Source organism: Rhodococcoides kyotonense, assembly GCF_001645385.1.
Classification (GTDB): Bacteria; Actinomycetota; Actinomycetes; order Mycobacteriales; family Mycobacteriaceae; genus Rhodococcoides; species Rhodococcoides kyotonensis_B.
The window spans coordinates 1-22,227 of the sequence record NZ_LVHI01000025.1 but is presented as its reverse complement, the minus strand read 5'-3'; the positions used below and the strand labels follow the sequence as shown (position 1 = coordinate 22,227).

22 protein-coding genes and 1 rRNA gene are annotated in these 22,227 nt (G+C 64.7%); 21 read left to right on the top strand and 2 right to left on the bottom strand.

Features of this window, described 5'->3' with window-relative positions; translation table 11 throughout:
• From thrB to A3K89_RS19150, 18 genes are all read left to right on the top strand, one after another.
• Positions 1–933: a homoserine kinase gene (gene thrB / locus A3K89_RS19235; RefSeq protein WP_068429452.1), complete on the top strand. Its 933-nt coding sequence runs from the start codon at positions 1–3 to the stop codon at positions 931–933.
• Positions 934–1,241: 308 nt separating this feature from the next.
• Positions 1,242–3,308 (top strand): transcription termination factor Rho, encoded by a 2,067-nt coding sequence (gene rho / locus A3K89_RS19230; RefSeq protein ID WP_157105385.1) that lies wholly within the window; start codon positions 1,242–1,244, stop codon positions 3,306–3,308.
• Positions 3,309–3,511: 203 nt separating this feature from the next.
• Positions 3,512–3,745: a 50S ribosomal protein L31 gene (gene rpmE, locus A3K89_RS19225; RefSeq protein ID WP_068429399.1), complete on the top strand. Its 234-nt coding sequence runs from the start codon at positions 3,512–3,514 to the stop codon at positions 3,743–3,745.
• Between the two features lie 91 nt (positions 3,746–3,836).
• A complete protein-coding gene (gene prfA, locus A3K89_RS19220) occupies positions 3,837–4,916 on the top strand; it encodes a peptide chain release factor 1 (protein WP_068429396.1) in 1,080 nt (359 codons plus the stop codon).
• 22 nt (positions 4,917–4,938) lie between these two features.
• Entirely contained in the window at positions 4,939–5,838 is a 900-nt protein-coding gene (gene prmC / locus A3K89_RS19215) for a peptide chain release factor N(5)-glutamine methyltransferase (protein ID WP_068429393.1), read from the top strand.
• Between the two features lie 55 nt (positions 5,839–5,893).
• Positions 5,894–6,562, top strand: a complete 669-nt coding sequence (locus tag A3K89_RS19210; RefSeq protein WP_068429390.1) for an L-threonylcarbamoyladenylate synthase — start codon at positions 5,894–5,896, stop codon at positions 6,560–6,562.
• Positions 6,559–7,842: a serine hydroxymethyltransferase gene (gene glyA, locus A3K89_RS19205; RefSeq protein ID WP_068429387.1), complete on the top strand. Its 1,284-nt coding sequence runs from the start codon at positions 6,559–6,561 to the stop codon at positions 7,840–7,842. Before A3K89_RS19210 ends, glyA begins: the two co-directional genes overlap by 4 nt.
• Positions 7,839–9,047, top strand: a complete 1,209-nt coding sequence (locus A3K89_RS19200; protein WP_068429384.1) for a glycosyltransferase family 4 protein — start codon at positions 7,839–7,841, stop codon at positions 9,045–9,047. The genes glyA and A3K89_RS19200 overlap by 4 nt, the downstream gene beginning before the upstream one ends.
• 31 nt (positions 9,048–9,078) lie before the next feature.
• The gene (locus tag A3K89_RS19195) at positions 9,079–9,531 is read left to right on the top strand and encodes a hypothetical protein (protein WP_068429381.1); all 453 of its coding nucleotides are present in this window, start codon (positions 9,079–9,081) and stop codon (positions 9,529–9,531) included.
• A 279-nt stretch (positions 9,532–9,810) separates the two neighbouring features.
• Positions 9,811–10,632, top strand: a complete 822-nt coding sequence (atpB, locus tag A3K89_RS19190) for a F0F1 ATP synthase subunit A (protein ID WP_174551474.1) — start codon at positions 9,811–9,813, stop codon at positions 10,630–10,632.
• Between the two features lie 73 nt (positions 10,633–10,705).
• On the top strand, positions 10,706–10,957 hold the full coding sequence (locus A3K89_RS19185; protein ID WP_019667280.1) for an ATP synthase F0 subunit C: 252 nt from the start codon (positions 10,706–10,708) through the stop codon (positions 10,955–10,957).
• Between the two features lie 6 nt (positions 10,958–10,963).
• A complete protein-coding gene (locus A3K89_RS19180) occupies positions 10,964–11,527 on the top strand; it encodes a F0F1 ATP synthase subunit B (protein WP_068429375.1) in 564 nt (187 codons plus the stop codon).
• A gap of 7 nt (positions 11,528–11,534) precedes the next feature.
• Entirely contained in the window at positions 11,535–12,362 is an 828-nt protein-coding gene (locus tag A3K89_RS19175) for a F0F1 ATP synthase subunit delta (protein ID WP_068429447.1), read from the top strand.
• A 91-nt stretch (positions 12,363–12,453) separates the two neighbouring features.
• A complete protein-coding gene (gene atpA, locus A3K89_RS19170) occupies positions 12,454–14,097 on the top strand; it encodes a F0F1 ATP synthase subunit alpha (RefSeq protein WP_068429372.1) in 1,644 nt (547 codons plus the stop codon).
• 55 nt (positions 14,098–14,152) lie between these two features.
• Entirely contained in the window at positions 14,153–15,127 is a 975-nt protein-coding gene (locus tag A3K89_RS19165) for a F0F1 ATP synthase subunit gamma (protein WP_068429369.1), read from the top strand.
• A gap of 3 nt (positions 15,128–15,130) precedes the next feature.
• A complete protein-coding gene (gene atpD / locus A3K89_RS19160) occupies positions 15,131–16,579 on the top strand; it encodes a F0F1 ATP synthase subunit beta (protein ID WP_068429366.1) in 1,449 nt (482 codons plus the stop codon).
• A gap of 30 nt (positions 16,580–16,609) precedes the next feature.
• A complete protein-coding gene (locus A3K89_RS19155; RefSeq protein ID WP_068429363.1) occupies positions 16,610–16,969 on the top strand; it encodes a F0F1 ATP synthase subunit epsilon in 360 nt (119 codons plus the stop codon).
• Between the two features lie 32 nt (positions 16,970–17,001).
• Positions 17,002–17,439 (top strand): DUF2550 domain-containing protein, encoded by a 438-nt coding sequence (locus tag A3K89_RS19150; protein WP_068429360.1) that lies wholly within the window; start codon positions 17,002–17,004, stop codon positions 17,437–17,439.
• Between the two features lie 33 nt (positions 17,440–17,472).
• On the opposite strand, the gene A3K89_RS19145 is transcribed toward A3K89_RS19150, so the two are convergent.
• Positions 17,473–18,054, bottom strand: a complete 582-nt coding sequence (locus A3K89_RS19145) for a cob(I)yrinic acid a,c-diamide adenosyltransferase (protein WP_068429357.1) — start codon at positions 18,052–18,054, stop codon at positions 17,473–17,475.
• Positions 18,055–18,109: 55 nt separating this feature from the next.
• Here A3K89_RS19145 and murA point away from each other — a divergent pair, with 55 nt between their 5' ends.
• Positions 18,110–19,363 carry a UDP-N-acetylglucosamine 1-carboxyvinyltransferase gene (murA, locus tag A3K89_RS19140; protein WP_068429353.1) on the top strand — a complete coding sequence of 418 codons (1,254 nt, stop codon included), beginning with the start codon at positions 18,110–18,112 and terminating at the stop codon, positions 19,361–19,363.
• Between the two features lie 54 nt (positions 19,364–19,417).
• On the opposite strand, the gene pdxR is transcribed toward murA, so the two are convergent.
• Entirely contained in the window at positions 19,418–20,824 is a 1,407-nt protein-coding gene (gene pdxR, locus A3K89_RS19135; protein ID WP_068429349.1) for a MocR-like pyridoxine biosynthesis transcription factor PdxR, read from the bottom strand.
• A gap of 96 nt (positions 20,825–20,920) precedes the next feature.
• Here pdxR and A3K89_RS19130 point away from each other — a divergent pair, with 96 nt between their 5' ends.
• Both A3K89_RS19130 and A3K89_RS19125 read left to right on the top strand, forming a co-directional pair.
• Positions 20,921–21,604, top strand: coding sequence for a pyridoxamine 5'-phosphate oxidase family protein (locus A3K89_RS19130; RefSeq protein WP_371828815.1), 684 nt, complete (start codon positions 20,921–20,923; stop codon positions 21,602–21,604).
• Between the two features lie 548 nt (positions 21,605–22,152).
• Positions 22,153–22,227: ribosomal RNA gene (locus tag A3K89_RS19125) — 16S ribosomal RNA — on the top strand; the annotation flags it as partial.

The following is a 22,227-nucleotide window of genomic DNA, read 5'->3' as shown; positions in this document are numbered from 1 at the left end:
ATGACGACAACGCTGCCGACCGGTCTGACCGTGACCGCCCGTGTGCCTGCGTCGAGTGCCAATCTCGGCCCGGGGTTCGACACCCTCGGTATCGCACTGGGCCTGTACGACGAGGTCACCGTCACCACGACCACGTCGGGTCTGAGCATCCACGTTCAGGGCGAAGGTGCCGACGACGTCCCGTGGGGGCCGACGCATCTCGTCGTACGGGCGATCGAGCGTGGGCTGGAGGCGGCAGGCGTCTGGGCCGACGGCCTGGATGTGGTGTGCAACAACGTCATTCCGCATTCGCGTGGTCTCGGATCATCGGCGTCGGCGGTCGTCGGAGGACTGGCGGCCGCCAACGGTCTCGCGGCGAAACTCGATCCGTCGCTCGCGCTGAGCGACGAGCAACTCGTGCAGTTGTCGTCCGAATTCGAAGGTCATCCGGACAACGCGTCGGCCAGTGTGCTCGGCGGTGCCGTCGTGTCGTGGAGCGAGCCGGCAAGCGCGAGCATCACGCAACGCACCTATTCGGCCGTGCGTCTTGCCGTGCATCCGGACATCCGCGTCGTCGCGCTCGTACCCTCGGAGCGATCGTCGACGTCGCATACCCGTGGTCTGCTACCGGAATTGGTCCCGCATCGCGACGCGGCGTTCAATGTCAGCAGGGGAGCGCTCGCGGTCGTCGCGCTGACACAGAGGCCCGATCTGTTGATGGCCGCGACCGAGGACCTGTTGCATCAAGGTCAGCGTTCGAGTGCGTTGCCGGACGCGACGAAGTGGATCTCGTCACTGCGCGCGCGCGGCATCGCGGCGGTGTTGTCTGGCGCCGGGCCGACGGTACTGGCTCTGTGCACGGAACCGTTTCCGCAGGACATGAAGGAACAGGCAGACAGCGAAGGACTGAAAGTTCTCGAGCTCGAGGTCGCCGACGGCGTCCGAATCGGGTGACTCGCCGGTAACCGGTTCTTGCCGACTGTGTCGAACAGGGCTATTCTGAGGTTCGTCCGTACATCGTGCGCTTCAGACGCCGGTTTTCACCAGGGCATTCAAGTTGCTGCATCCGGGGGATTCCACGTCCGGGGTGGTTGACGTTCCTGGCTCGATTCCCATCCGCAACACACACGCGGCATCGGAATCGGTCGTCTGTCCGAAGCGTGTCGATCGTGAACGGCTACATCCGGGTTCGATACGAGATTCGAGCTGCGGAACGAACCCTCGACTGCGCAGACTGCGAGCGAGGGAAGGAAAGGACCTCCGTGACCGATACGGAACTGATCTCTGCGCCCGAGAAAACGCGCCGCGGAGCTGGCCTGTCCGGAATGGTGCTCACCGAGCTGCGTAGTCTCGCGGGAGAACTCGGCATCAAGAGCATCTCGGGCATGCGCAAAGGCGACCTGATCGCCGCAATTTCTGCACGTCAGGCAGGCGGTGCCGCGCCTTCGAAGATCGAAGCGCAGCCGAAGGCCGAGGCGGCACCCAAGACATCGCGTCGCGCTGCGGCCGTAGCGGACAAGGCTCCCGTCGACGACGCTCCGGCGGCCGCGCCTGCGGCGACCGACGATGCGGCCGAGGCGCCGCGTCGCACGCGGGGACGTCGGGCTTCCGGTCGTCGTGCCGGTGCACCCGACCAGCTTCCGCTCGACGACACGGCTTCCTCCGAGTCGGCTTCCGAGTCCAGCGCTCCTGTTGCCGACAAGGAACAATCCGACAACGCAGCCTCCGAGCGTCCGCGTCGTGGCCGCGGAAACCGTGCCGACGGCGGCGCTCGCACCGAAGCTTCGGACAACGACACCGCGACGCGCGGCGACGGCAACCGTTCGGAAAACCGCGGCGACAACACGCGTTCCGAGGGCCGTGGGTCCGACAACGGCCGCGGCGACGGCAACCGGTCCGACGGTCGTGGCGACGGTCGTGGTGAGAACAACCGGAACCGTGGTCGTAACCAGGGTGACAACCGGGGCGAGAACCGAGGCGACAGCCGCAACGACAATCGGAACGACAACCGTGAAGACCGCAACAACGGTCCGCGGTCCGATCGTGACAACCGCGACAACCAGGACGACGACGGAGAAGGTCGTGGTCGTCGGGGTCGCCGGTTCCGCGAGCGTCGTCGTGGACGCGACCGTGACGGCGGCGGCAGCGAGGGACGCGAGCGCGAGCCCGAGATTCGCGAGGACGACGTTCTCCAGCCCGTAGCGGGCATCCTCGACGTTCTCGACAACTACGCGTTCGTGCGTACGTCCGGGTACCTGGCGGGTCCGAACGACGTCTACGTCTCGATGAACCTGGTGCGCAAGAACGGACTTCGTCGCGGCGACGCGATCACCGGTGCCGTTCGAGTCGCGCGTGAAGGCGAACAGTCGAACCAGCGCCAGAAGTTCAACCCGCTCGTTCGTCTCGACACCGTCAACGGCGGCGACGTCGAATCGGCGCGCAAGCGTCCCGAGTTCGGCAAGCTGACGCCGCTCTACCCGAACCAGCGTCTGCGTCTCGAGACCACGCCGAACATCCTGACCACGCGCATCATCGACCTGGTCATGCCGATCGGTAAGGGCCAGCGTGCGCTGATCGTGAGCCCGCCGAAGGCCGGTAAGACCAGCGTTCTGCAGGCCATCGCCAACGCCATCTCGGTCAACAATCCCGAGTGCTACCTGATGGTCGTCCTCGTCGACGAGCGTCCCGAGGAAGTCACCGACATGCAGCGTTCGGTGAACGGCGAGGTCATCGCCTCGACGTTCGACCGTCCGCCGGGCGACCACACGTCGGTGGCCGAGCTCGCCATCGAGCGTGCGAAGCGTCTCGTCGAGGCCGGCCAGGACGTCGTCGTGCTGCTCGACTCGATCACGCGACTCGGCCGTGCGTACAACAACAGCTCGCCTGCATCGGGACGCATCCTGTCCGGTGGTGTCGACTCGACCGCGCTGTACCCGCCCAAGCGTTTCCTGGGTGCTGCGCGCAACATCGAGAACGGCGGATCGCTCACCATCATCGCCACCGCGATGGTCGAGACCGGTTCCACCGGTGACACGGTCATCTTCGAGGAGTTCAAGGGCACCGGTAACGCCGAGCTCAAGCTCGATCGCAAGATCGCCGAGCGACGCGTCTTCCCGGCCGTCGACGTCAACCCGTCCGGTACGCGTAAGGACGAGCTGCTGCTCAGCTCGGACGAGGCAGCGGTGCTGCACAAGCTCCGCCGCGTGCTGTCGGGCCTCGACTCGCACCAGGCCATCGATCTGCTGATCGACCGGCTCAAGAAGAGCAAGAACAACCTCGAGTTCCTGATCCAGGTGTCGAAGACCGCGCCCGGCGCGCTCGACGACTAGGCACCCGTGCGTGCGAATGTACAGCCCGCTGTACATTCGCACGCACGACTGGGAACAAGAGTCGAAGTGCCCGTGTTGAAGCACCTGTCAGTGAGCGATTAGCAGGTCAACCGCTCTCTCTGGCATACTGAACGGCCGAGTCCGGTTCCGGTTCACGTCCTCGAACGGCGAGGTCGACCCGGCGACCATTGGAAAGGGACACCATGAAGGCAGGAATCCACCCCGACTACACCACCACCACCGTGGTCTGTGGTTGCGGAAATACTTTCGAGACGCGTAGCACCACCGACAAAGAGCGCATCAACGTCGAGGTCTGCTCGCAGTGCCACCCGTTCTACACGGGCAAGCAGAAGATTCTCGACACCGGTGGTCGCGTTGCACGCTTCGAGGCTCGCTACGGAAAGCGCGCCGGCAAGAAGGCTGCAGCCGACAGCTAGCTGTTTCGCCGACGCCCGCCCTGTGCAGTTTGCAGGGCGGGCGTCGGCTTTTTTCATACCTATCGAGGATTCACGAGAGCGGAGCACACCCATGGCGAGGATGACGAAGCCTTCGGCCATCGACGACATTCTGGCCGAACACTCGGGCCTCGAGCAGCAGCTGGCGGACCCGGCGCTGCACAACGACCCCAGTGCTGCACGTCGTGCGGGTAAACGCTTCGCAGAGTTGGCGCCGATCATGTCCGTGCACGGCAAACTCGTCTCGGCACAGGACGATCTGGCCGCCGCCCGCGAACTGGCCGCCGACGACGCGTCGTTCGCCGCCGAGATTCCCGACCTCGAACAGTCGGTGGAGACGCTGGAGCAGACGCTCGCCGATCTGCTGGCTCCCCGCGATCCGCACGACGGCGACGACATCGTCCTCGAGGTGAAGTCCGGTGAGGGTGGCGAGGAATCGGCTTTGTTCGCCTCCGATCTGGCTCGCATGTACGTCCGGTACGCGGAACGACGCGGCTGGCGCGTCGAGATCCTCGACGCCAACGTTTCCGACCTCGGTGGATACAAGGATGCGACGCTGTCGATCAAGACCAAGGGCGATTCGCTCGACGGCGTCTGGGCGCGGCTGAAGTTCGAAGGCGGCGTGCACCGCGTACAGCGTGTGCCGGTCACCGAGTCGCAGGGACGCGTGCACACCTCCGCGGCAGGCGTTCTCGTCTATCCCGAGCCCGAAGAGGTCGAGGAAGTCCAGATCGACGAGACCGATCTGCGTATCGACGTATACCGCTCGTCCGGCAAGGGTGGCCAGGGCGTCAACACGACGGACTCCGCGGTTCGCATCACGCACCTGCCCACCGGAATCGTCGTCACCTGCCAGAACGAACGATCTCAGCTCCAGAACAAGGCACGTGCCATGCAGGTGCTCGCCGCGCGCCTGCAGGCCGCGGCCGAGGAAGCTGCCGACGAGGAAGCCGCAGCGGGGCGGGCCAGCCAGGTGCGGACCGTCGACCGCTCCGAGCGCATTCGCACGTACAACTTCCCCGAGAACCGAATCACCGATCACCGCATCGGATTCAAGGCACACAACCTCGACGCGGTCCTCGACGGCGAACTCGACGCGTTGCTCGACGCGCTCGGCAAGGCCGACCGCGAGGCTCGCATGCAGGCGGAATGACACTTCGTGGCACGCTGTACTCGTGACTCGTAAACCACTGCGCCTGGCCATTCTCGACGCCACCGGCAAGTTGGAGGCCGCAGGTGTCCCGAGCGCTCGCGTCGACGCCGAGTTGTTGGCGTCGCACATCGTCGGTGTCGAACGCGGCCGTCTCGGGCTCGTCCCCTTGGTCGAGCCCGAGATCATCGACGCGTACATGAAGACCGTCGAGCAACGCGCGAAGCGTATTCCACTTCAATACATCACCGGCACAACGGCTCTCGGCAACATCGACGTGGAAGTCGGTCCGGGAGTGTTCGTTCCACGCCCCGAGACCGAGCTGTTGCTCGGCTGGGCTCTGGCGTTTCTCGAACGCGTCGATACCAAGCCGCCCGTCGTCGTCGACTTGTGCACCGGCTCAGGCGCTTTGGCGCTCGCCGTGGCGAATGCCCGGCCGGACGCCGAAGTTCACGCCGTCGAAATCGATCCACCTGCTCTGGCGTGGGCGCGTCGCAACGCGGATCTGCGTGCGGAACAAGGGGATACGCCGATCACGCTGCATCACGGCGACGTCACCGACCGAACGCTGCTCACCGACCTCGACGGGCGCGTCGACCTCATCGTGTCCAATCCGCCGTACATTCCGCTCGGTGCGGAACTCGAACCGGAAGTCGTGGACCACGACCCGCATCGTGCACTGTTCGGTGGCGCGGACGGACTGTCGGTCATCGAGCCCATGATCGGGACGATCGCACGTCTGCTGCGCGTCGGGGGAGCGGCGGGCGTCGAACACGACGACTCCCACGGGCGCCAGGTGGCCGAGTTGTTCGAGCGCCGACGCATCTTCGCCGGGGTCGAGGAACACCCGGATCTCGCAGGACGGCCGCGGTTCGTCGTCGCGTCCAGAGCGGCCGTGTCGAAAACGGACGTGTCGGGCCACTGACGCACTCCCGCGAGCCATCTGCCGTCTCGCGGGAGGTGAGTGACAGGATAGGGGAGTGAGCACCGTCTACGACTGCCAGCAAGCCGATTCCCGGGCCGCCGGACTGACCGCTGCCCGAGGCGCCCTCAAGTCCGGTCGACTCGTCGTCATGCCGACGGACACTCTCTACGGCCTGGCTGCCGACGCCTTCGACAGCAGCGCGGTCACCGACCTTCTGCGCGCCAAAGGCCGCGGTCGCGACATGCCGGTACCGGTGCTCGTCGGATCCTGGAACACCATCGACGGACTCGTCCAGGGCGTCCGTCCGCGCACGCGCGATCTGATCAAGGCGTTCTGGCCGGGCGCGCTGAGCGTCGTCGTGCAGCAGGCACCGTCGCTGGCCTGGGATCTCGGCGACGCACAGGGCACCGTCATGTTGCGTATGCCGCTGCACCCGGTTGCGCTCGAGTTGCTGCGCGAGGTCGGGCCCTTGGCGGTCTCGAGCGCCAACATCTCCGGTCAACCGCCTGCGACGACGGTCGTGGAGGCTCGTGATCAGCTCGGGGGTTCCGCCGCGGTGTACCTCGACGGTGGACCGGCCGAGCACGCCGTCGCATCGACCATCGTCGACCTGACGTCGGAGAACCCGCGCATCCTGCGCGAGGGCGCCATCTCGGCCGACGCCGTCGGTGAGGTTCTCGGCGTGACGGCGGACAGCCTGCGGCAGGGGAGTGCTGCCACGTGACGACGCCCGACTTCTTCGGCCCCGACTTCACCGAGTTGGAGGCTGCCGATCCAGAGATCGCCGACGTCCTGCTCGGTGAACTCGGCCGTGTGCGTTCCGGCCTGCAGTTGATCGCAAGCGAGAATTTCGCGAGCCCCGCGGTCCTCACGGCACTGGGGAGCGTGCTCGGCAACAAGTACGCCGAGGGCTATCCGGGCAACCGTTACTACGGTGGCTGCGAGGTCGTCGATCGCGCCGAGAACCTCGCGATCGAGCGGGCGAAGACGCTGTTCGGCGCCGATCACGTCAACGTGCAACCGCATTCGGGTGCCAACGCGAACCTCGCGGTCTACGCCGCGTTCGCGCAGCCCGGTGATGCGATTCTCGCGATGAGCCTGCCGCACGGCGGACACCTGACACACGGTTCGAAGGTCAGCTTCTCCGGCCGGTGGTTCACGCCGATCCCGTACCACGTGCGACGAGACACCGAACTGATCGATTACGACGAGGTCCGCGAGCTCGCCCTCGTCCACCGCCCCCGAATCATCGTCGCAGGGGCTACGGCCTACTCGCGCCTGATCGACTTCGCCGCCTTCCGTTCGATCGCCGACGAAGTCGGTGCAATCCTGTGGGTCGACGCGGCTCACTTCATCGGTCTCGTTGCCGGACAAGCGATCCCATCGCCCGTACCGTATGCGGACGTGGTCTCGGCGACCACGCACAAGGTGCTGCGCGGACCCCGAGGCGGGATGCTGATGTGCCGTGCGGAACACGCGCGCGCCATCGACAAGGCGGTCTTTCCGTTCAGCCAAGGCGGTCCGGCGATGCACACCGTCGCGGCGAAGGCCGTCGCGTTCGCCGAGGCATCGACCGTCGCGTTCAAGCGTTACGCGGCCGACGTCGTGTCCAACTCGGCAGCCCTTGCGTCCGGTCTGGTCGAGAACGGCATGCGTGCCGTCTCCGGCGGAACCGACACGCACCTCGCGCTGCTCGACCTACAGAACCTCGGAGTCGACGGCCGAACGGCCGAGGCGCGATGCGAGGCGGCAGGCATCACGCTGAACAAGAATGCGATCCCGTTCGACCCGGCTCCGCCCGCGGTCGCGTCGGGAATTCGTGTCGGCTCGGCAGCAGTGACGACGCAGGGGTTCGACGCGTCGGACATGCAGGCGGTGTCGTCGCTCGTCGCGCGCGCTGTTCGCGCAGAGATGGGTACCGAGGCCGGTGACCGCGAGATCGCGTCGATCCGGGACGACGTCACGAGCCTCGTGACCCGCAAGCCTGCGTACCCTCGCGCATGACGGTCGACGTACTGGCACAGCCGGGGCAGGGAGCAGGCGTCCCGATCAGGGAGTTGCTGCTGGTCTTCCTGACCGCGGCCGTCGTGACGTTCCTCGCCACCGGCGGAGTTCGCGTCCTCGCGATCAAGTTCGGAGCGGTCGCAGCGCCTCGCGAACGCGACGTGCACGTCACCCCGACGCCGCGGCTCGGCGGCACCGGCATGTACCTCGGCATGCTGGTCGCGCTGCTGTTCGCGTCGCAACTTCCGGCGTTGGCGCGAGGATTCGACTCGGAGTACACCCAGGACATTCCCGCTGCGCTGCTCGCCGGGTGCGTCATCGTCGTCGTCGGCATCATCGACGATCGATGGGGTCTCGACGCTCTGACCAAGTTCGTCGGCCAGGTGACCGCCGCCGGTGTGCTCGTCGTGATGGGCGTGAGCTGGTACATCATCTACGTTCCGTGGTCCGACGTGCAGACGGTCGTGCTCGATCAGCTCCAGGCCGGACTGGTCACGGTGCTGGTGACGGTCGTGATGGTCAACGCGATGAACTTCGTCGACGGGCTGGACGGGCTCGCTGCCGGACTCGGGTTGATCGCGTCCATCGCCATCTGTGTCTTCTCGGTGGGCCTGCTGCACGAGCAGGGCGGCGACGTCGGCATCTATCCGCCGACCGTCATCGCAGCAGCGTTGGCGGGCGCGTGCCTGGGATTTCTCCCGCACAACTTCCAGCCCGCCCGCATCTTCATGGGCGACTCCGGGTCCATGCTCATCGGCCTGATGCTCGCGACGGTGTCGACGAGCGCGTCCGGCCGGATCCCGCTCGTCGCGTACGGCCCACGTGACCTGCTCGGTCTGTTGTCGCCGATTCTGCTCGTCGGTGCGGTCATGTTCATTCCGATCCTCGACCTGCTGCTCGCCGTGGTTCGGCGCACCCGCGCCGGTCGCAGCCCGTTCAGCCCGGACAAGATGCACCTGCATCACAGGTTGCTGCAGATCGGTCACTCGCACCGACGCGTCGTGCTCGTGATCTACCTGTGGGTGGGCGTACTGGCGTTCGGAGCTGTCGGGTCGTCGCTCATCGACCGTCGCGTCGTCGTGCTCCTGGTGGCGGCCGGCCTCGTGTTCGCGCTGGTGGTGACGGCCGTCCCCTCGGTCCGATTGGATCTCGCCCGACAGCGACGGCGCTCGCGCGCCGCTGGTCGAAGAGGGCGTCGGGCGTGACGTCGCGCGCCACTGGGTAGTCTGTGCGCCTGTGAGCTTCTCTCCAACGCCCGTGCCCGATCAGTCCGACACGATGCGCGCCGCGGTTCGCTACGGGGTGATCGGTCTCGTGGTGCTCGCCGTCGTCGGCGCAGTCGTCGCAACGCTGGTCGCGGGGCTCCCCGGGTTGTGGGGAGCGCTCATCGGAGCCGCTCTCGGCGGCGGTTTCATCCTGACGACAGCGTTGTCCATCGCGTTGACGTCGAAGTTCCCACCGACCATGGCGGGCGCGGTTCTGCTCGGCGGGTGGATCGTCAAGATGCTGCTGGCCGTGGTGGTTCTCGCTGTCCTGAAGGACATGGATTTCTACAGCAAGGGCGCACTCGCAGGCGTCGTCATCGCGGCACTGGTTCTGGTGCTGGGTGCCGAGGTGTACGGCGTCGTGCGCACCAAGGCCCCCTATGTGGACGAACCGCCTGCGACACCGGGGTCCGACGAGAAGTAGTACGACGATGTGTCGTAATCGGTCAAGAATCGGCCCCACCTACACATCGTCGTAGTTGTGTTGATAAAGTTCCGACCAAGTAAGTGGTGGACTGCCGCGAATGGGACATTTCGCGTGCACGAAGGCGCTTGCAGGTAACGAGAAGTTACCGAGTCGACGTGAGTCGCCGACACCCGACAGACGCTGGCCGACCTGAAAATCTGCCTCAGCTGCTGACGACCTCGAGCCGATATCGTCGACTTGATAGATCGTCAATGTCCGATCGAACCGCAGTCGTAGATGTCTGCGGCCCGAACACGGGAGAGACCGCTGAGCGTCACCAACTTGGCTGCGGAGTTCCACCCGCCGTCACTAACCGACTTCTTTCCTCCCGCTGTGTTGTTCGAAGGCACCCCCTTCGAACTCGACCGGCTGATGCTGATTCGCATTCTCATGACCCTCGTGCTGGTCGTGTTGTTCGCGTTCGCGATGCGAAGCCCGAAGGTCGTTCCGCGGGGTCTGCAGAACGGTGTCGAGTACATGCTCGACTTCGTCAAGGTTCAGATCGCCGACGAGATCCTCGGCAAGGAGCAGGGAAAGCGCTTCCTGCCGATCATCATGACGATCTTCTTCGCCGTGTTGTTCATGAACCTTTCCGGAATCATTCCGTTCCTGAACATCTCGCCCAACGCGCGAATCGGTATGCCGATCGTCCTCGCAGCGATCGCCTACGTCACGTTCAACTACGTGGGCATCAAGAAGTACGGCTTCTTCAAGTACGTGAAGAGCAGCATCGTGGTTCCGAACGTTCCGCCTGCCCTGCACATAATTCTGATCCCGATCGAGTTCATCTCGACCTTCATCCTGCGGCCGTTCACGCTGACCGTTCGTCTCATGGCCAACATGCTGGCCGGCCACCTCATGCTCGTGCTGTTCTTCAGCGCGACCCAGTTCTTCTTCTTCCAGGCCGCGGCGGGAATGAAGATTTTCGGCGTGTTCTCGCTTGCAGCGGGCTTCGGCTTCACGCTGTTCGAGATGCTCGTCATCGGTCTGCAGGCGTACGTGTTCGCCCTGCTGACCGCGGTGTACATCGATCTCGCGCTGCACGCCGACTCTCACTAGACCGCTCGACCGACAGATCTACCTGACCCACGCACCGACCGGTGATGGGCAACAGAAAGGGAACGGAAATCAAATGAGCCTCGCGTACCTGGCACAGGAAGTCACCGAGACCACCGTTACGGGTGGCGGCTACGGCGCCATCGGTTACGGCCTCGCAGCCATCGGACCTGGCATCGGTGTAGGCATCGTGGTCGGCAAGGCCATCGAGGGCATCGCGCGTCAGCCCGAGCTCCAGGGCACCATCCGTACCAACATGTTCCTCGGTATCGCGTTCACCGAAGCTCTCGCGCTGATCGGTATCGTCGCCGGCTTCCTGTTCGGTTAATTCGACATGGCAACCAACATCGCGATCTTGGCCGCGGAGGAAGGCGAGGACATCAATCCTCTCCTCCCCGCGACATACGACATCGTTTGGTCTTTGGTCTGCATCGCTGTCATCGGCTTCGTCTTCTGGAAGTACATCCTCCCGAAGTTCTCGGCCGTCCTGGCGCAACGTAGCGATCTGATCGAAGGCGGCATCAAGAAGGCCGAAGAGGCGCAGGCAGAGGCCAAGGCTGCTCTCGAGCAGTACCAGAAGCAGCTCGCCGACGCTCGGTCCGAGGCAGCGGCGATCCGTGAGGACGCACGCAGCCAGGGACAGGCCATTCTCGCCGAAATGAAGACGAAGGCGCAGGAAGAGAGCGACCGGATCGTGGCCGCAGGCCACAGCCAGCTCGTCGCGCAGCGTCAGCAGATCGTCACGGAACTCCGTGCCGATCTCGGACGCACGGCAGTGGAACTCGCCGAGAAGGTCATCGGAGAGCAGTTGTCCGACGAGGCGAAGCGCGCAGGCTCGATCGATCGTTTCCTGAGCGAACTCGACTCCGTCACGGCTGACTCTGCAGCCGGAAAGTGAGATGACCATGTACGCAACTTCTCGTGAGGCTCTTGCCCGCACGCGTTCGGTTGCGAACGATGCGCTGGGGTCTGCGTCGGCAGGTGCGGAAACTGCTGCTGCCGCGCAGACCGGTGCAGAGCTCTTCGCTGTCGTCGAGTCCCTCGACGGTCAGCGCACGTTGCGTACCGCGCTGGCCGACGCGTCGGTTTCGGCGACTCGTCGCAGCGCTCTCGTGGAGGAGCTGTTCGCCGGACAGGTCTCCGAGATCACCGCTCGCATTCTGAAGAGCGCTGTCTCGGAGAGCTGGTCCAAGGCATCGGACCTGCTGAACTCATTGGTCGAGCTGGGACGTGAAGCGCTGCTTCGCGCCGCGGCAGATCAGAACCAGCTCGATACGGTCGAGGACGAACTGTTCCGCCTCGGCCGCATCGTCGCAGCCAACCCGTCGCTCGAGCAGGCTCTGTCGGATCTCGGCAAGCCGGTCCAGGCGAAGCGTGAGCTGCTCGGACGCCTTCTCTACGGCAAGGTGACCGCGGTCACCGAGGCCCTGGCGATCCAGGCAGTCAGTCGTCTGCGCACGACGGCTCCGGCCGACGCGCTCGACGCGCTGGCTGGGCAGGCGGCGAAGGTCCGTGACCGAGCTGTCGCTCATGTGCGGAGTGCGGCGCCGCTCAGCGACAGTCAGCTCGAAAAGCTGACTGCGACACTGACACGTACGTACGGCAAGCCCGTCACCGTGCACGTCGAGGTCGATACCGAACTGCTCAGCGGACTCGTGGTCCGGATAGGCGACGAGGTCATCGACGGTAGTGGGGCAGGACGCCTCGCTGCATTGCGAAAGACACTCAAGTAGTCCGAGTACGGACACCACAGTCCGAGGAAAAGCGTTTCGACGTTTCGAAGCGTTTGATACCGCGAACATCGAAGGAAGAGCAGGAAACAATATGGCGGAGCTGACGATCTCCTCCGACGAGATCCGTAGCGCGATCGAGAACTTCACCGCGAGCTACTCACCGGAGTCTTCCCGCGAGGAGGTCGGCACGGTTACCGACACGAGCGACGGAATCGCGCACGTGTCCGGGCTGCCGTCGGCGATGTCCAACGAGCTGCTGGAATTCCCCGGCGGCGTGCTCGGTGTGGCGCTGAACCTGGATGCCACCGAGATCGGTGCGGTCATCCTCGGTGACTACGAGCACATCGAAGAAGGCCAGGAAGTCAAGCGCACGGGTGACGTTCTGTCCGTGCCGGTCGGCGACGGCTACCTCGGCCGCGTCGTCAACCCCTTGGGCCAGCCCATCGACGGCCTCGGCGACATCGAGTCGACCGAGAACCGCGCACTCGAACTGCAGGCAGCGACCGTGCTCGAGCGTCAGCCGGTCGAAGAGCCGCTGCAGACCGGTATCAAGGCCATCGACGCCATGACCCCGATCGGCCGCGGACAGCGCCAGCTCGTCATCGGCGACCGCAAGACGGGCAAGACCGCCGTCTGCATCGACGCCATCCTGAACCAGAAGGCCAACTGGGAGTCCGGCGACGAGAAGAAGCAGGTTCGCTGCATCTACGTCGCCATCGGCCAGAAGGGCTCCACGATCGCAGGCGTCAAGGCCGCGCTCGAAGAGCAGGGCGCACTGGAGTACACGACCATCGTCGCGGCTCCCGCCTCCGACTCCGCCGGCTTCAAGTGGCTCGCTCCGTACACCGGCTCGGCCATCGGCCAGCACTGGATGTACCAGGGCAAGCACGTCCTCATCGTGTTCGACGACCTGACGAAGCAGGCCGAGGCATACCGTGCCATCTCGCTGCTGCTGCGTCGCCCGCCGGGCCGCGAGGCTTACCCCGGTGACGTCTTCTACTTGCACTCCCGTCTGCTGGAGCGCTCGGCGAAGCTGTCCGACGAGCTCGGCGGTGGATCGCTGACGGCTCTGCCGATCATCGAGACCAAGGCCAACGACGTCTCGGCCTACATCCCGACCAACGTCATCTCCATCACCGACGGCCAGGTCTTCCTGGAGTCGGACCTGTTCAACAAAGGTGTTCGCCCCGCCATCAACGTCGGTATCTCCGTGTCCCGAGTCGGTGGCGCAGCGCAGACCAAGGGCATGAAGAAGGTCTCCGGTTCGCTGCGTCTCGAGCTCGCTCAGTTCCGTGAGCTCGAAGCCTTCTCGGCTTTCGCTTCCGACCTCGACGCGGCCTCCAAGGCACAGCTCGAGCGTGGCGCTCGCCTCGTGGAGCTGCTGAAGCAGGACCAGTACGCACCGGTTGCCGTCGAAGATCAGATCGTCTCGATCTGGCTCGCCGGCCAGGGCACGTACGACTCGGTTCCCGTCGGCGACGTTCGTCGCTTCGAGAGCGAGCTGCTCGAAGATCTGCACCGCAACGCCACCGGCGTCTACGACAGCATTGCCGGCGGCAAGGCTCTCGACGAGGACGCGCAGAAGGCACTGGTCGAGGCCACCGAGAAGTTCAAGGCAGGATTCCTGGACTCCGAGGGCAACCGCGTCGTCAACGAGGCAGAGGCGGACACGCTGAACCCGGACGAGGTCAACCAGGAGCAGGTCAACGTCACTCGCAAGACTGTCAGCAAGTAGGTCTGCGAGAGATGCCCAGTGTCGTTACGAGTAGAGAAGGGAGCGTGAACAGCTGATGGCAAGCATTCTCGAGCTGCGTTCCCGGATCAAGTCGGTCAACTCGACCAAGAAGATCACCAAGGCGCAGGAGTTGATCGCGACATCGCGAATCACCAAGGCGCAGGCGCGTGTTGCTGCATCGAAGCCGTACGCGGAAGAGATCACCAACGTGCTCTCCGCGTTGGCCAGTGCGTCCGGTTCGCTGGACCACCCGCTGCTGAACGAGCGGCCCGAACCCAAGCGTGCTGCAGTCCTGGTCGTCACCAGTGACCGCGGTATGTGCGGTGGTTACAACTCCAACGTGCTCAAGGAAGCGGAGGAGCTGTTCCAGCTCCTGCGTTCCGAGGGCAAGGATCCGGTCATCTACGTGCTCGGTGCGAAGGGACTCACGTACTACACCTTCCGCGAGCGCGACGTGAAGGGCGCTTGGACGGGCTTCTCCCAGGAGCCCGGCTACGCCGACGCAGCGAAGGCCAGCAAGCACCTGGTCGAGCTCTTCATGGCGGGATCCGGTTCGGATGTCGATGCACCCAACGGTGAAGGCACCGTCGAGGGCGTCGACGAACTGCACATCGTCTACACGCGATTCGTGTCGATGCTGACGCAGAAGCCCGAAGTTCGTCGCATGGCTCCGCTGGAGATCTCCTACACGGACGAAGAGATCGAACTGGGTGCCGACGCACTCACCGACTCACCGTCCGCTTCGGAAGTCCAGGCGCAGTACGACTTCGAACCCGAGGCCGGAACCCTCCTGTCGGCTCTGCTGCCGAAGTACATCAGCACGAGGATCTACTCCTCGCTGCTCGATGCGGCTGCATCCGAGTCGGCCGCGCGTCGTACCGCCATGAAGGCCGCGACGGACAACGCGAACGAATTGGTCGAGAACCTGAGCCGTCAGGCGAACCAGGCTCGGCAAGCCCAGATCACCCAGGAAATCAGCGAAATCGTTGGTGGCGCGAACGCGTTGGCTGACAGCGCAGGAAGTGACTAAGCAATGACCGCAGCAGTAACCCAAGAGAACGCGAGCGGAGCGGACACTCAGTCCGGCCGTGTCGTTCGGGTCATCGGCCCCGTTGTGGACGTCGAGTTCCCGCGCGGCGCCATCCCCGCCCTGTTCAACGCACTGCACGCAGAGATCACGCTGCCGACGGTGGCGAAGACCCTGACGCTCGAGGTTGCGCAGCACCTCGGCGACAACCTGGTCCGCACCATCTCGATGCAGCCGACCGACGGTCTGGTTCGTGGCACCTCGGTGGCCGACTCGGGCAAGCCGATCTCGGTTCCCGTCGGCGACGTCGTCAAGGGCCACGTGTTCAACGCCCTCGGTGACTGCCTCGACACCCCCGGACTGGGTCGCGACGGCGAGCAGTGGGGCATCCACCGCAAGCCACCAGCCTTCGATCAGCTCGAAGGCAAGACCGAGATCCTCGAGACGGGCATCAAGGTCATCGACCTTCTGACCCCGTACGTGAAGGGTGGAAAGATCGGTCTGTTCGGTGGTGCCGGCGTCGGCAAGACCGTTCTGATCCAGGAAATGATCACGCGTATCGCTCGCGAGTTCTCGGGCACCTCGGTGTTCGCAGGCGTCGGTGAGCGCACTCGTGAGGGCACCGACCTTCACCTGGAAATGGAAGAGATGGGCGTCCTTCAGGACACCGCCCTCGTCTTCGGCCAGATGGACGAGCCGCCGGGCACGCGTATGCGCGTCGCCCTGTCCGCACTGACGATGGCGGAGTACTTCCGCGATGTTCAGGGCCAGGACGTTCTGCTCTTCATCGACAACATCTTCCGCTTCACGCAGGCAGGTTCCGAGGTGTCGACCCTTCTGGGACGTATGCCTTCTGCCGTGGGTTACCAGCCGACGCTGGCGGACGAGATGGGTGAGCTCCAGGAGCGCATCACCTCGACCCGTGGACGTTCGATCACCTCGCTGCAGGCGATCTACGTCCCCGCCGACGACTACACCGACCCGGCGCCTGCGACGACGTTCGCCCACCTCGACGCCACGACCGAGCTCTCGCGTCCGATCTCGCAGATGGGTATCTACCCCGCTGTGGACCCGCTGAGCTCGACGTCGCGAATCCTCGAGCCCGGCATCGTCGGTGCAGAGCACTTCCGCGTTGCCAACGAGGTCAAGCGAATCCTGCAGAAGTACAAGGAACTGCAGGACATCATCGCCATCCTCGGTATGGACGAGCTTCAGGAAGAGGACAAGGTTCTGGTCGGCCGCGCACGCCGTCTCCAGAAGTTCCTCGGCCAGAACTTCATCGTCGCCGAGAAGTTCACCGGTGAGGCCGGCTCGGTCGTCTCGCTGGCGGACACCATCGAGGCGTTCGACAAGGTCACCAAGGGCGAGTACGACCACCTTCCCGAGCAGGCCTTCAACAGCTGTGGTGGTCTCGACGACGTCGAGGCTGCAGCGAAGAAGATGGCCGGAAAGTAGCCCGACGTGACATCTGCGGAAACGAACGGCATGGAGGTCGCTCTCGTCGCGGTCGAGCAGAAGCTGTGGTCCGGCAACGCGACCCTGGTGAGCGCTCAGACGACCGAGGGCGAGATCGGCATCATGGCCGGCCATGAGCCCGTACTGGGCCAGCTCGTCGAGGCAGGGACGGTGTCCATCACGACGACCGACGGGGAGAAGATCGTGGCTGCAGTTCACGGTGGATTCCTGTCGGTCACGGGCAAGACCGTCACCGTTCTGGCGGAGTCCGCGGACTTCGCGCAGGACATCGACGTCGAAGCAGCTCGTGCAGTATTGGACGCAGGCGGTGACGACAAGGAAGCTCTCGCAATCGCGAAGGGCCGAATTCGCGCTGCCGAGCGCGCCTAGGTATTCGACAGCAAGCCGCGACGAGGTCTGTGATGCACATCGGAGTGATCGTTCTGATCCTTCTGGTAGTGCTGCTCGCAGGCCTCGTCGCGGCTTTTCTGTACCGTCTGAACGTGCTGCGGCGCGGTGGTACCGCGGCCATCATGCGCGTGACGCCGGTCGTGGGTGGCAGTGGCTGGCGTCACGGCGTCATCCGCTACGGCGACAACACGATGGTCTTCTTCAAACTGTCGAGCCTGAAGCTCGGGCCCAACCATCGGATGGCACGTCAGGGCATCGAAGTGGGTGCCAGGCGCACGCCCCGCGACAACGAGTTCGACATCATGTCCGACGAGATCGCAATCCTCGAACTCTCGGATCGAGGCAGGACCTACGAGATCGCTCTCGACCGCGGTGCGTTGACCGCGTTCATGTCGTGGCTCGAATCCCGGCCGTCGGACCGCTCGAAGCGCGGCCGGCCGGCTGCGTAGGTCGCTCCTGCAGGTTCCGCTCCTGCCCCGTAATTATTCGGTAGAGCGCGACGCTCCCGGAACCCATTGGACGTCTCCGTCCGGATTCGCATACCTGCTCAGGATGAACAGCAGGTCCGACAATCTGTTCAGATACTTCGCCGGCAGTGCGTTCGTCGTGTCGGGGCTCGCGTCGACCGCGGCCCACGCAGCGCGTTCTGCGCGACGGCACACCGTGCGTGCGGCGTGCAGGAGAGCTCCCGACGGAGTGCCACCGGGGAGGATGAACGACGTCAGCGGCTCGAGATTCTCGTTGAACTCGTCGCACCATGCTTCGAGGCGATCGATGTAGCTCTGGTCGATACGCAGCGGTGGATATTTCGGGTCTTCGACGACCGGAGTGGACAGGTCCGCACCCGCGTCGAACAGATCGCTTTGGATAGTGCGAATCACGTCGACGACCTGCTGCGGCGGATTACCAAGAGCTAGAACAACTCCCAAGCTTGCGTTGGTCTCGTCGCAGTCGGCGTAGGCGACGAGACGTGGGTCGTTCTTGGTGACGCGCGAGAAGTCGCTGAGTCCTGTGGTGCCGTCGTCGCCGGTACGCGTGTAGATGCGGGTGAGGTGCACAGCCATGAAGTCACGGTACCGCTCGGATGCCGTCGCGCTTCCCTGGCTACGCTGTCGAATTGTGAGTGAACGCTTTTTGGTATCCGGAGGAAACCGACTCGTCGGCGAGGTGTCGGTCGGGGGCGCCAAGAACAGCGTTCTGAAACTGATGGCGGCTGCGCTGTTGGCGGAGGGCACGAGCATCATCACCAACTGCCCGGACATTCTCGACGTGCCGTTGATGGCCGAGGTGCTGCGCGGCCTCGGCTGCGATGTCGAGCTCGAAGGTGACGTCGTCCGCATCACGACGCCTGCCGAACCGAAACATCACGCGGATTTCCCGGCTGTGACGCAGTTCAGGGCGTCGGTGTGCGTGCTCGGCCCGCTCGTCGCGCGGTGCAGGCGCGCAGTGGTTGCGCTTCCGGGTGGTGACGCCATCGGCTCGCGGCCTCTGGACATGCACCAGTCCGGCCTGCGGTTGCTCGGCGCCCACAGCGAAATTCAGCACGGCTGCGTCGTCGCGGAGGCCGACGAGCTGCGGGGCGCCAACATTCGCTTGGCTTTCCCGTCCGTCGGCGCGACCGAGAACATCCTGATGGCGGCTGTGCTCGCCAAGGGGGAAACGGTCATCGACAATGCCGCGCGCGAGCCGGACATCGTCGACGTCTGCAACATGCTCAACGAGATGGGAGCCAACGTCACCGGAGCGGGCACGTCGACACTGACCATCAAGGGTGTCGAATCGTTGAAGCCGACCACCCACCGTGTCATCGGAGACCGCATCGTCGCGGCGACGTGGGGTATCGCGGCGTCCATGACGCGTGGCGACGTCCGTGTGCGCGGCGTGAACCCGAAACATCTGTCTCTGGTACTCGACAAGCTGCGCGCGGCCGGGTCCGAGGTGACCTCCGAGCCCGACGGTTTCCGCGTCGTCCAGCACGAGCGTCCGACTGCCGTGAATTTCGCGACGCTGCCGTTCCCCGGATTTCCGACGGATCTACAGCCGATGGCCATCGGTCTTGCGGCCGTCGCGAACGGTACGTCGATGATCACCGAGAACGTCTTCGAAGCGCGCTTCCGGTTCGTCGAGGAAATGATTCGACTCGGCGCCGACGCGAGAACCGACGGTCACCATGCGGTCGTGCGGGGGGTGCCGCAGTTGTCGAGCGCGCCGGTGTGGTCGTCGGATATTCGAGCAGGCGCGGGCCTCGTCCTCGCGGGTCTGTGCGCCGACGGCGTCACCGAGGTGCACGACGTCTATCACATCGACCGCGGTTACCCGCGGTTCGTGGAGAACCTGACCGCCTTGGGCGGCAACATAGAACGCGTCAGCTGACGCGTTCCATGGGCTCCTCCCTCTGAAACTGGCTGCGACACCGGGTATTTCGAGTCAGCGGTTCACTGAGTCGAGGGCATTCGTGAGCACGTCGAGGCAATAGACGAGGTCCTCGTCGGACAGGGACCCGTAGCCGACGAGCAAACCGGTGATCGGGGACGGGCTTCTGGTCGACCTCGCGAGCGTGTCGACGTCGACGCCCTCTTCGGCCGCCATACGGGCAACGTCGGTCGCGGTGTGTTCGGGTAACAGCAGCGTCGTGTGCATCCCGGCGCCGACGCCGCGCAGTTCGCCGTAGGGCGCGAGTGCCTCGGTGACGCGGCGGTCGCGCTCGCGGTAGCGGCGGCGCGCCGCGCGGACCGTCCGATCCCACTCGCCGTCGCGCAGCAGCGACGCCATCGCGTTCTGAACCGGCACGGAGGGGTAGTCACCGGTGTCGGCGCGCACCGACGCGATCGTCTGGACGATGTGCGGCGGTGCGACGAGCCACCCGAGTCTGATGCCGCCGCCGAACGTCTTCGCGACGGTCCCGAGATAAATCGTGCGATCCGGTGCGAACTCCGCAATCGTCGGCAAAGGTGCTACGTCGTAACGGAATTCGGAGTCGTAGTCGTCCTCGATGATCATGACGTCACGCGTTCGCGCGAAGTCGGCGAGGGCTCGTCGACGGCCCACCGGAAGCAGTCCTCCCGTGGGATGTTGGTGCGACGGCGTGACATACACGGCGCGTGTCTGCCCTGGCGCGGAATCGAGGTGGTCGGTCACCATTCCGTCGGCGTCGACGGGGACGTCGAACAGCGACCACCCGGCGCGACGAGCGGTCGTCGTTGCGACGCGATAACCCGGATTCTCATGAGCGAGCACGGGAGAGTCGTCGACTCCGGGGTCGGCAAGCGCGGCCAGTGCGAGGCCGAGACCGTGCATGCTGCCGGTGGTGACGACGACCGAGCTCGAGTCCGTGTGCAGGCCGCGCGCCCTGGCCAGCAGGTCGACGACGGCGTCGCGCAACCGCGGCTCACCGAGTGGGTCGGGATAGATCTGCGGGTGTGGAGCAGCACCGGCGTCGCGCCATGCACGCTTCCACGCTGTAGGGAGTCGAGGCGGGATCCACGGGGTGCCCGTCCCGAGTCGTATCCGACGGCGGTGGGTGGTGGCGGTGGGCGGGGGAGAGGACGCTGTCCTCCCAACTCGGGTCCCGGTGGACGAGGAGATGCGGCGCACGTATGTACCGGACCCGCGACGCGCTTCGATCCACCCTTCGGCGATCAATTGTTCGTAGGCCTGCTCGACGACGCCTCGAGCCACGCCGATCTCGCCGGAAAGCGCTCTGCTGCTGGGCAATCGAGTGTTACCACGGATCTCGCCGTCGCTGATCGCGGACCGAATTCGATCGGCGATCTGGACCGGCAAGGTACGCGTACCTGACCGATCGAGCGTGATCGTGAGCGAAGACGGCAACATCGGATGCTCCCAACACCTGCACAGTGGCCTATGGAAAATCGCGTTCAGTGGATCATGACATCGGGCCACTTGTCGACAAGGATCGACGAGGTGAGCATCTACGAGACCCCGTTGTCGCCGACGCCCAGAACGACGATCAAGCGTGGCCGAGCCCGTGCCCGTAGCGATCGCGCGGACCTGATCGACGTGCTGGCGTCGTCGCGCATCTGTCACATGGGGGTAGTCGTCGACGGCTCCGTGCGCGTCCTACCCACTGCATACGGCGTCGATCTCGAAGGCCCGGACCGTGGTGGAAGCCTGTATCTCCACGGATCGGTCGCGGCCAGAAGCCTGGTCGACGCACCCGCTGGAGAAATTTGCGTGACGGTGACGGCGCTCGATGGGCTCGTACTGGCGAGGTCGGCGTTCCATCATTCGATGAATTACCGGAGTGCGGTGGTGGTCGGAACGCCGCGAGTCGTCACCGACCACGCCGAACGCGTGCGTGCATTGAACGCGATCGTCGATCAGGTCGTCGAGGGGAGAAGCGCCCATCTCCGTCCCCACACACGCAAAGAGCTGGCGGCGACGGCGGTATTGGCGCTTCCTCTGCACGAGGCGTCGGTCAAGTCGCGGGCCGGTGATCCGGTCGACGACGCCGCCGACATCGAGGTGGGGGGAGTGTGGGCCGGCGTCGTCCCGATGGTCGAAACGGCGGGCACACCGCGGACTGCTTCGGACGTCGAGCCGAATGTTGCTGTGCCGGAGCATGTTCGAGCGATATCAGTGCGCCGAAGGTAGAGGTATGTCCGGCGTCACAGTCGACGGTTTCCTTCAGTGAGGGCTGGAGAACGCCCCTCGCGCATCCGCTACCTGCGTAAACGTGGGGAGTTGTCGACGCGACCTGGGGATTTGCGTGGTGCAGTCTGCTCGCGTAACTTTTGTCGAGTCAGAGCGACACGGACACCGACTCCGAGCCGAGAGGCTGGAGACAACGAGGTTGTACGGAGTGCCTGGCATAGTGTGTCCCCCAAGAGTCGGAAGTTTGCTTCCGAGACCAAGCTGGGATAGGCTGGAACAGTTGCCCTTGATGCTGGCAGGCGTGAGTCTGTGGGTGGATGGTGTGCGCGTGTTCTTTGAGAACTCAACAGTGTGTCGATGAATGTCAGTGCCGAATGTTTTTGGCGCTCATGCCTTTTGGGGTGTGGGTGTGACGTCTTCTTGCTTCATTCTTCCCGTCTGGGGTGAGGGGACATTTTGTTTTGCTAGTTGAGTTTTTTTTGCTAGTGATTTGGCTCTTTGGTTTTTGAACTGATTGCGTGGTTTTCGGACTGCGTGGTTGAGAGTCTTTTACGGAGAGTTTGATCCTGGCTCAGGACGAACGCTGGCGGCGTGCTTAACACATGCAAGTCGAGCGGTAAGGC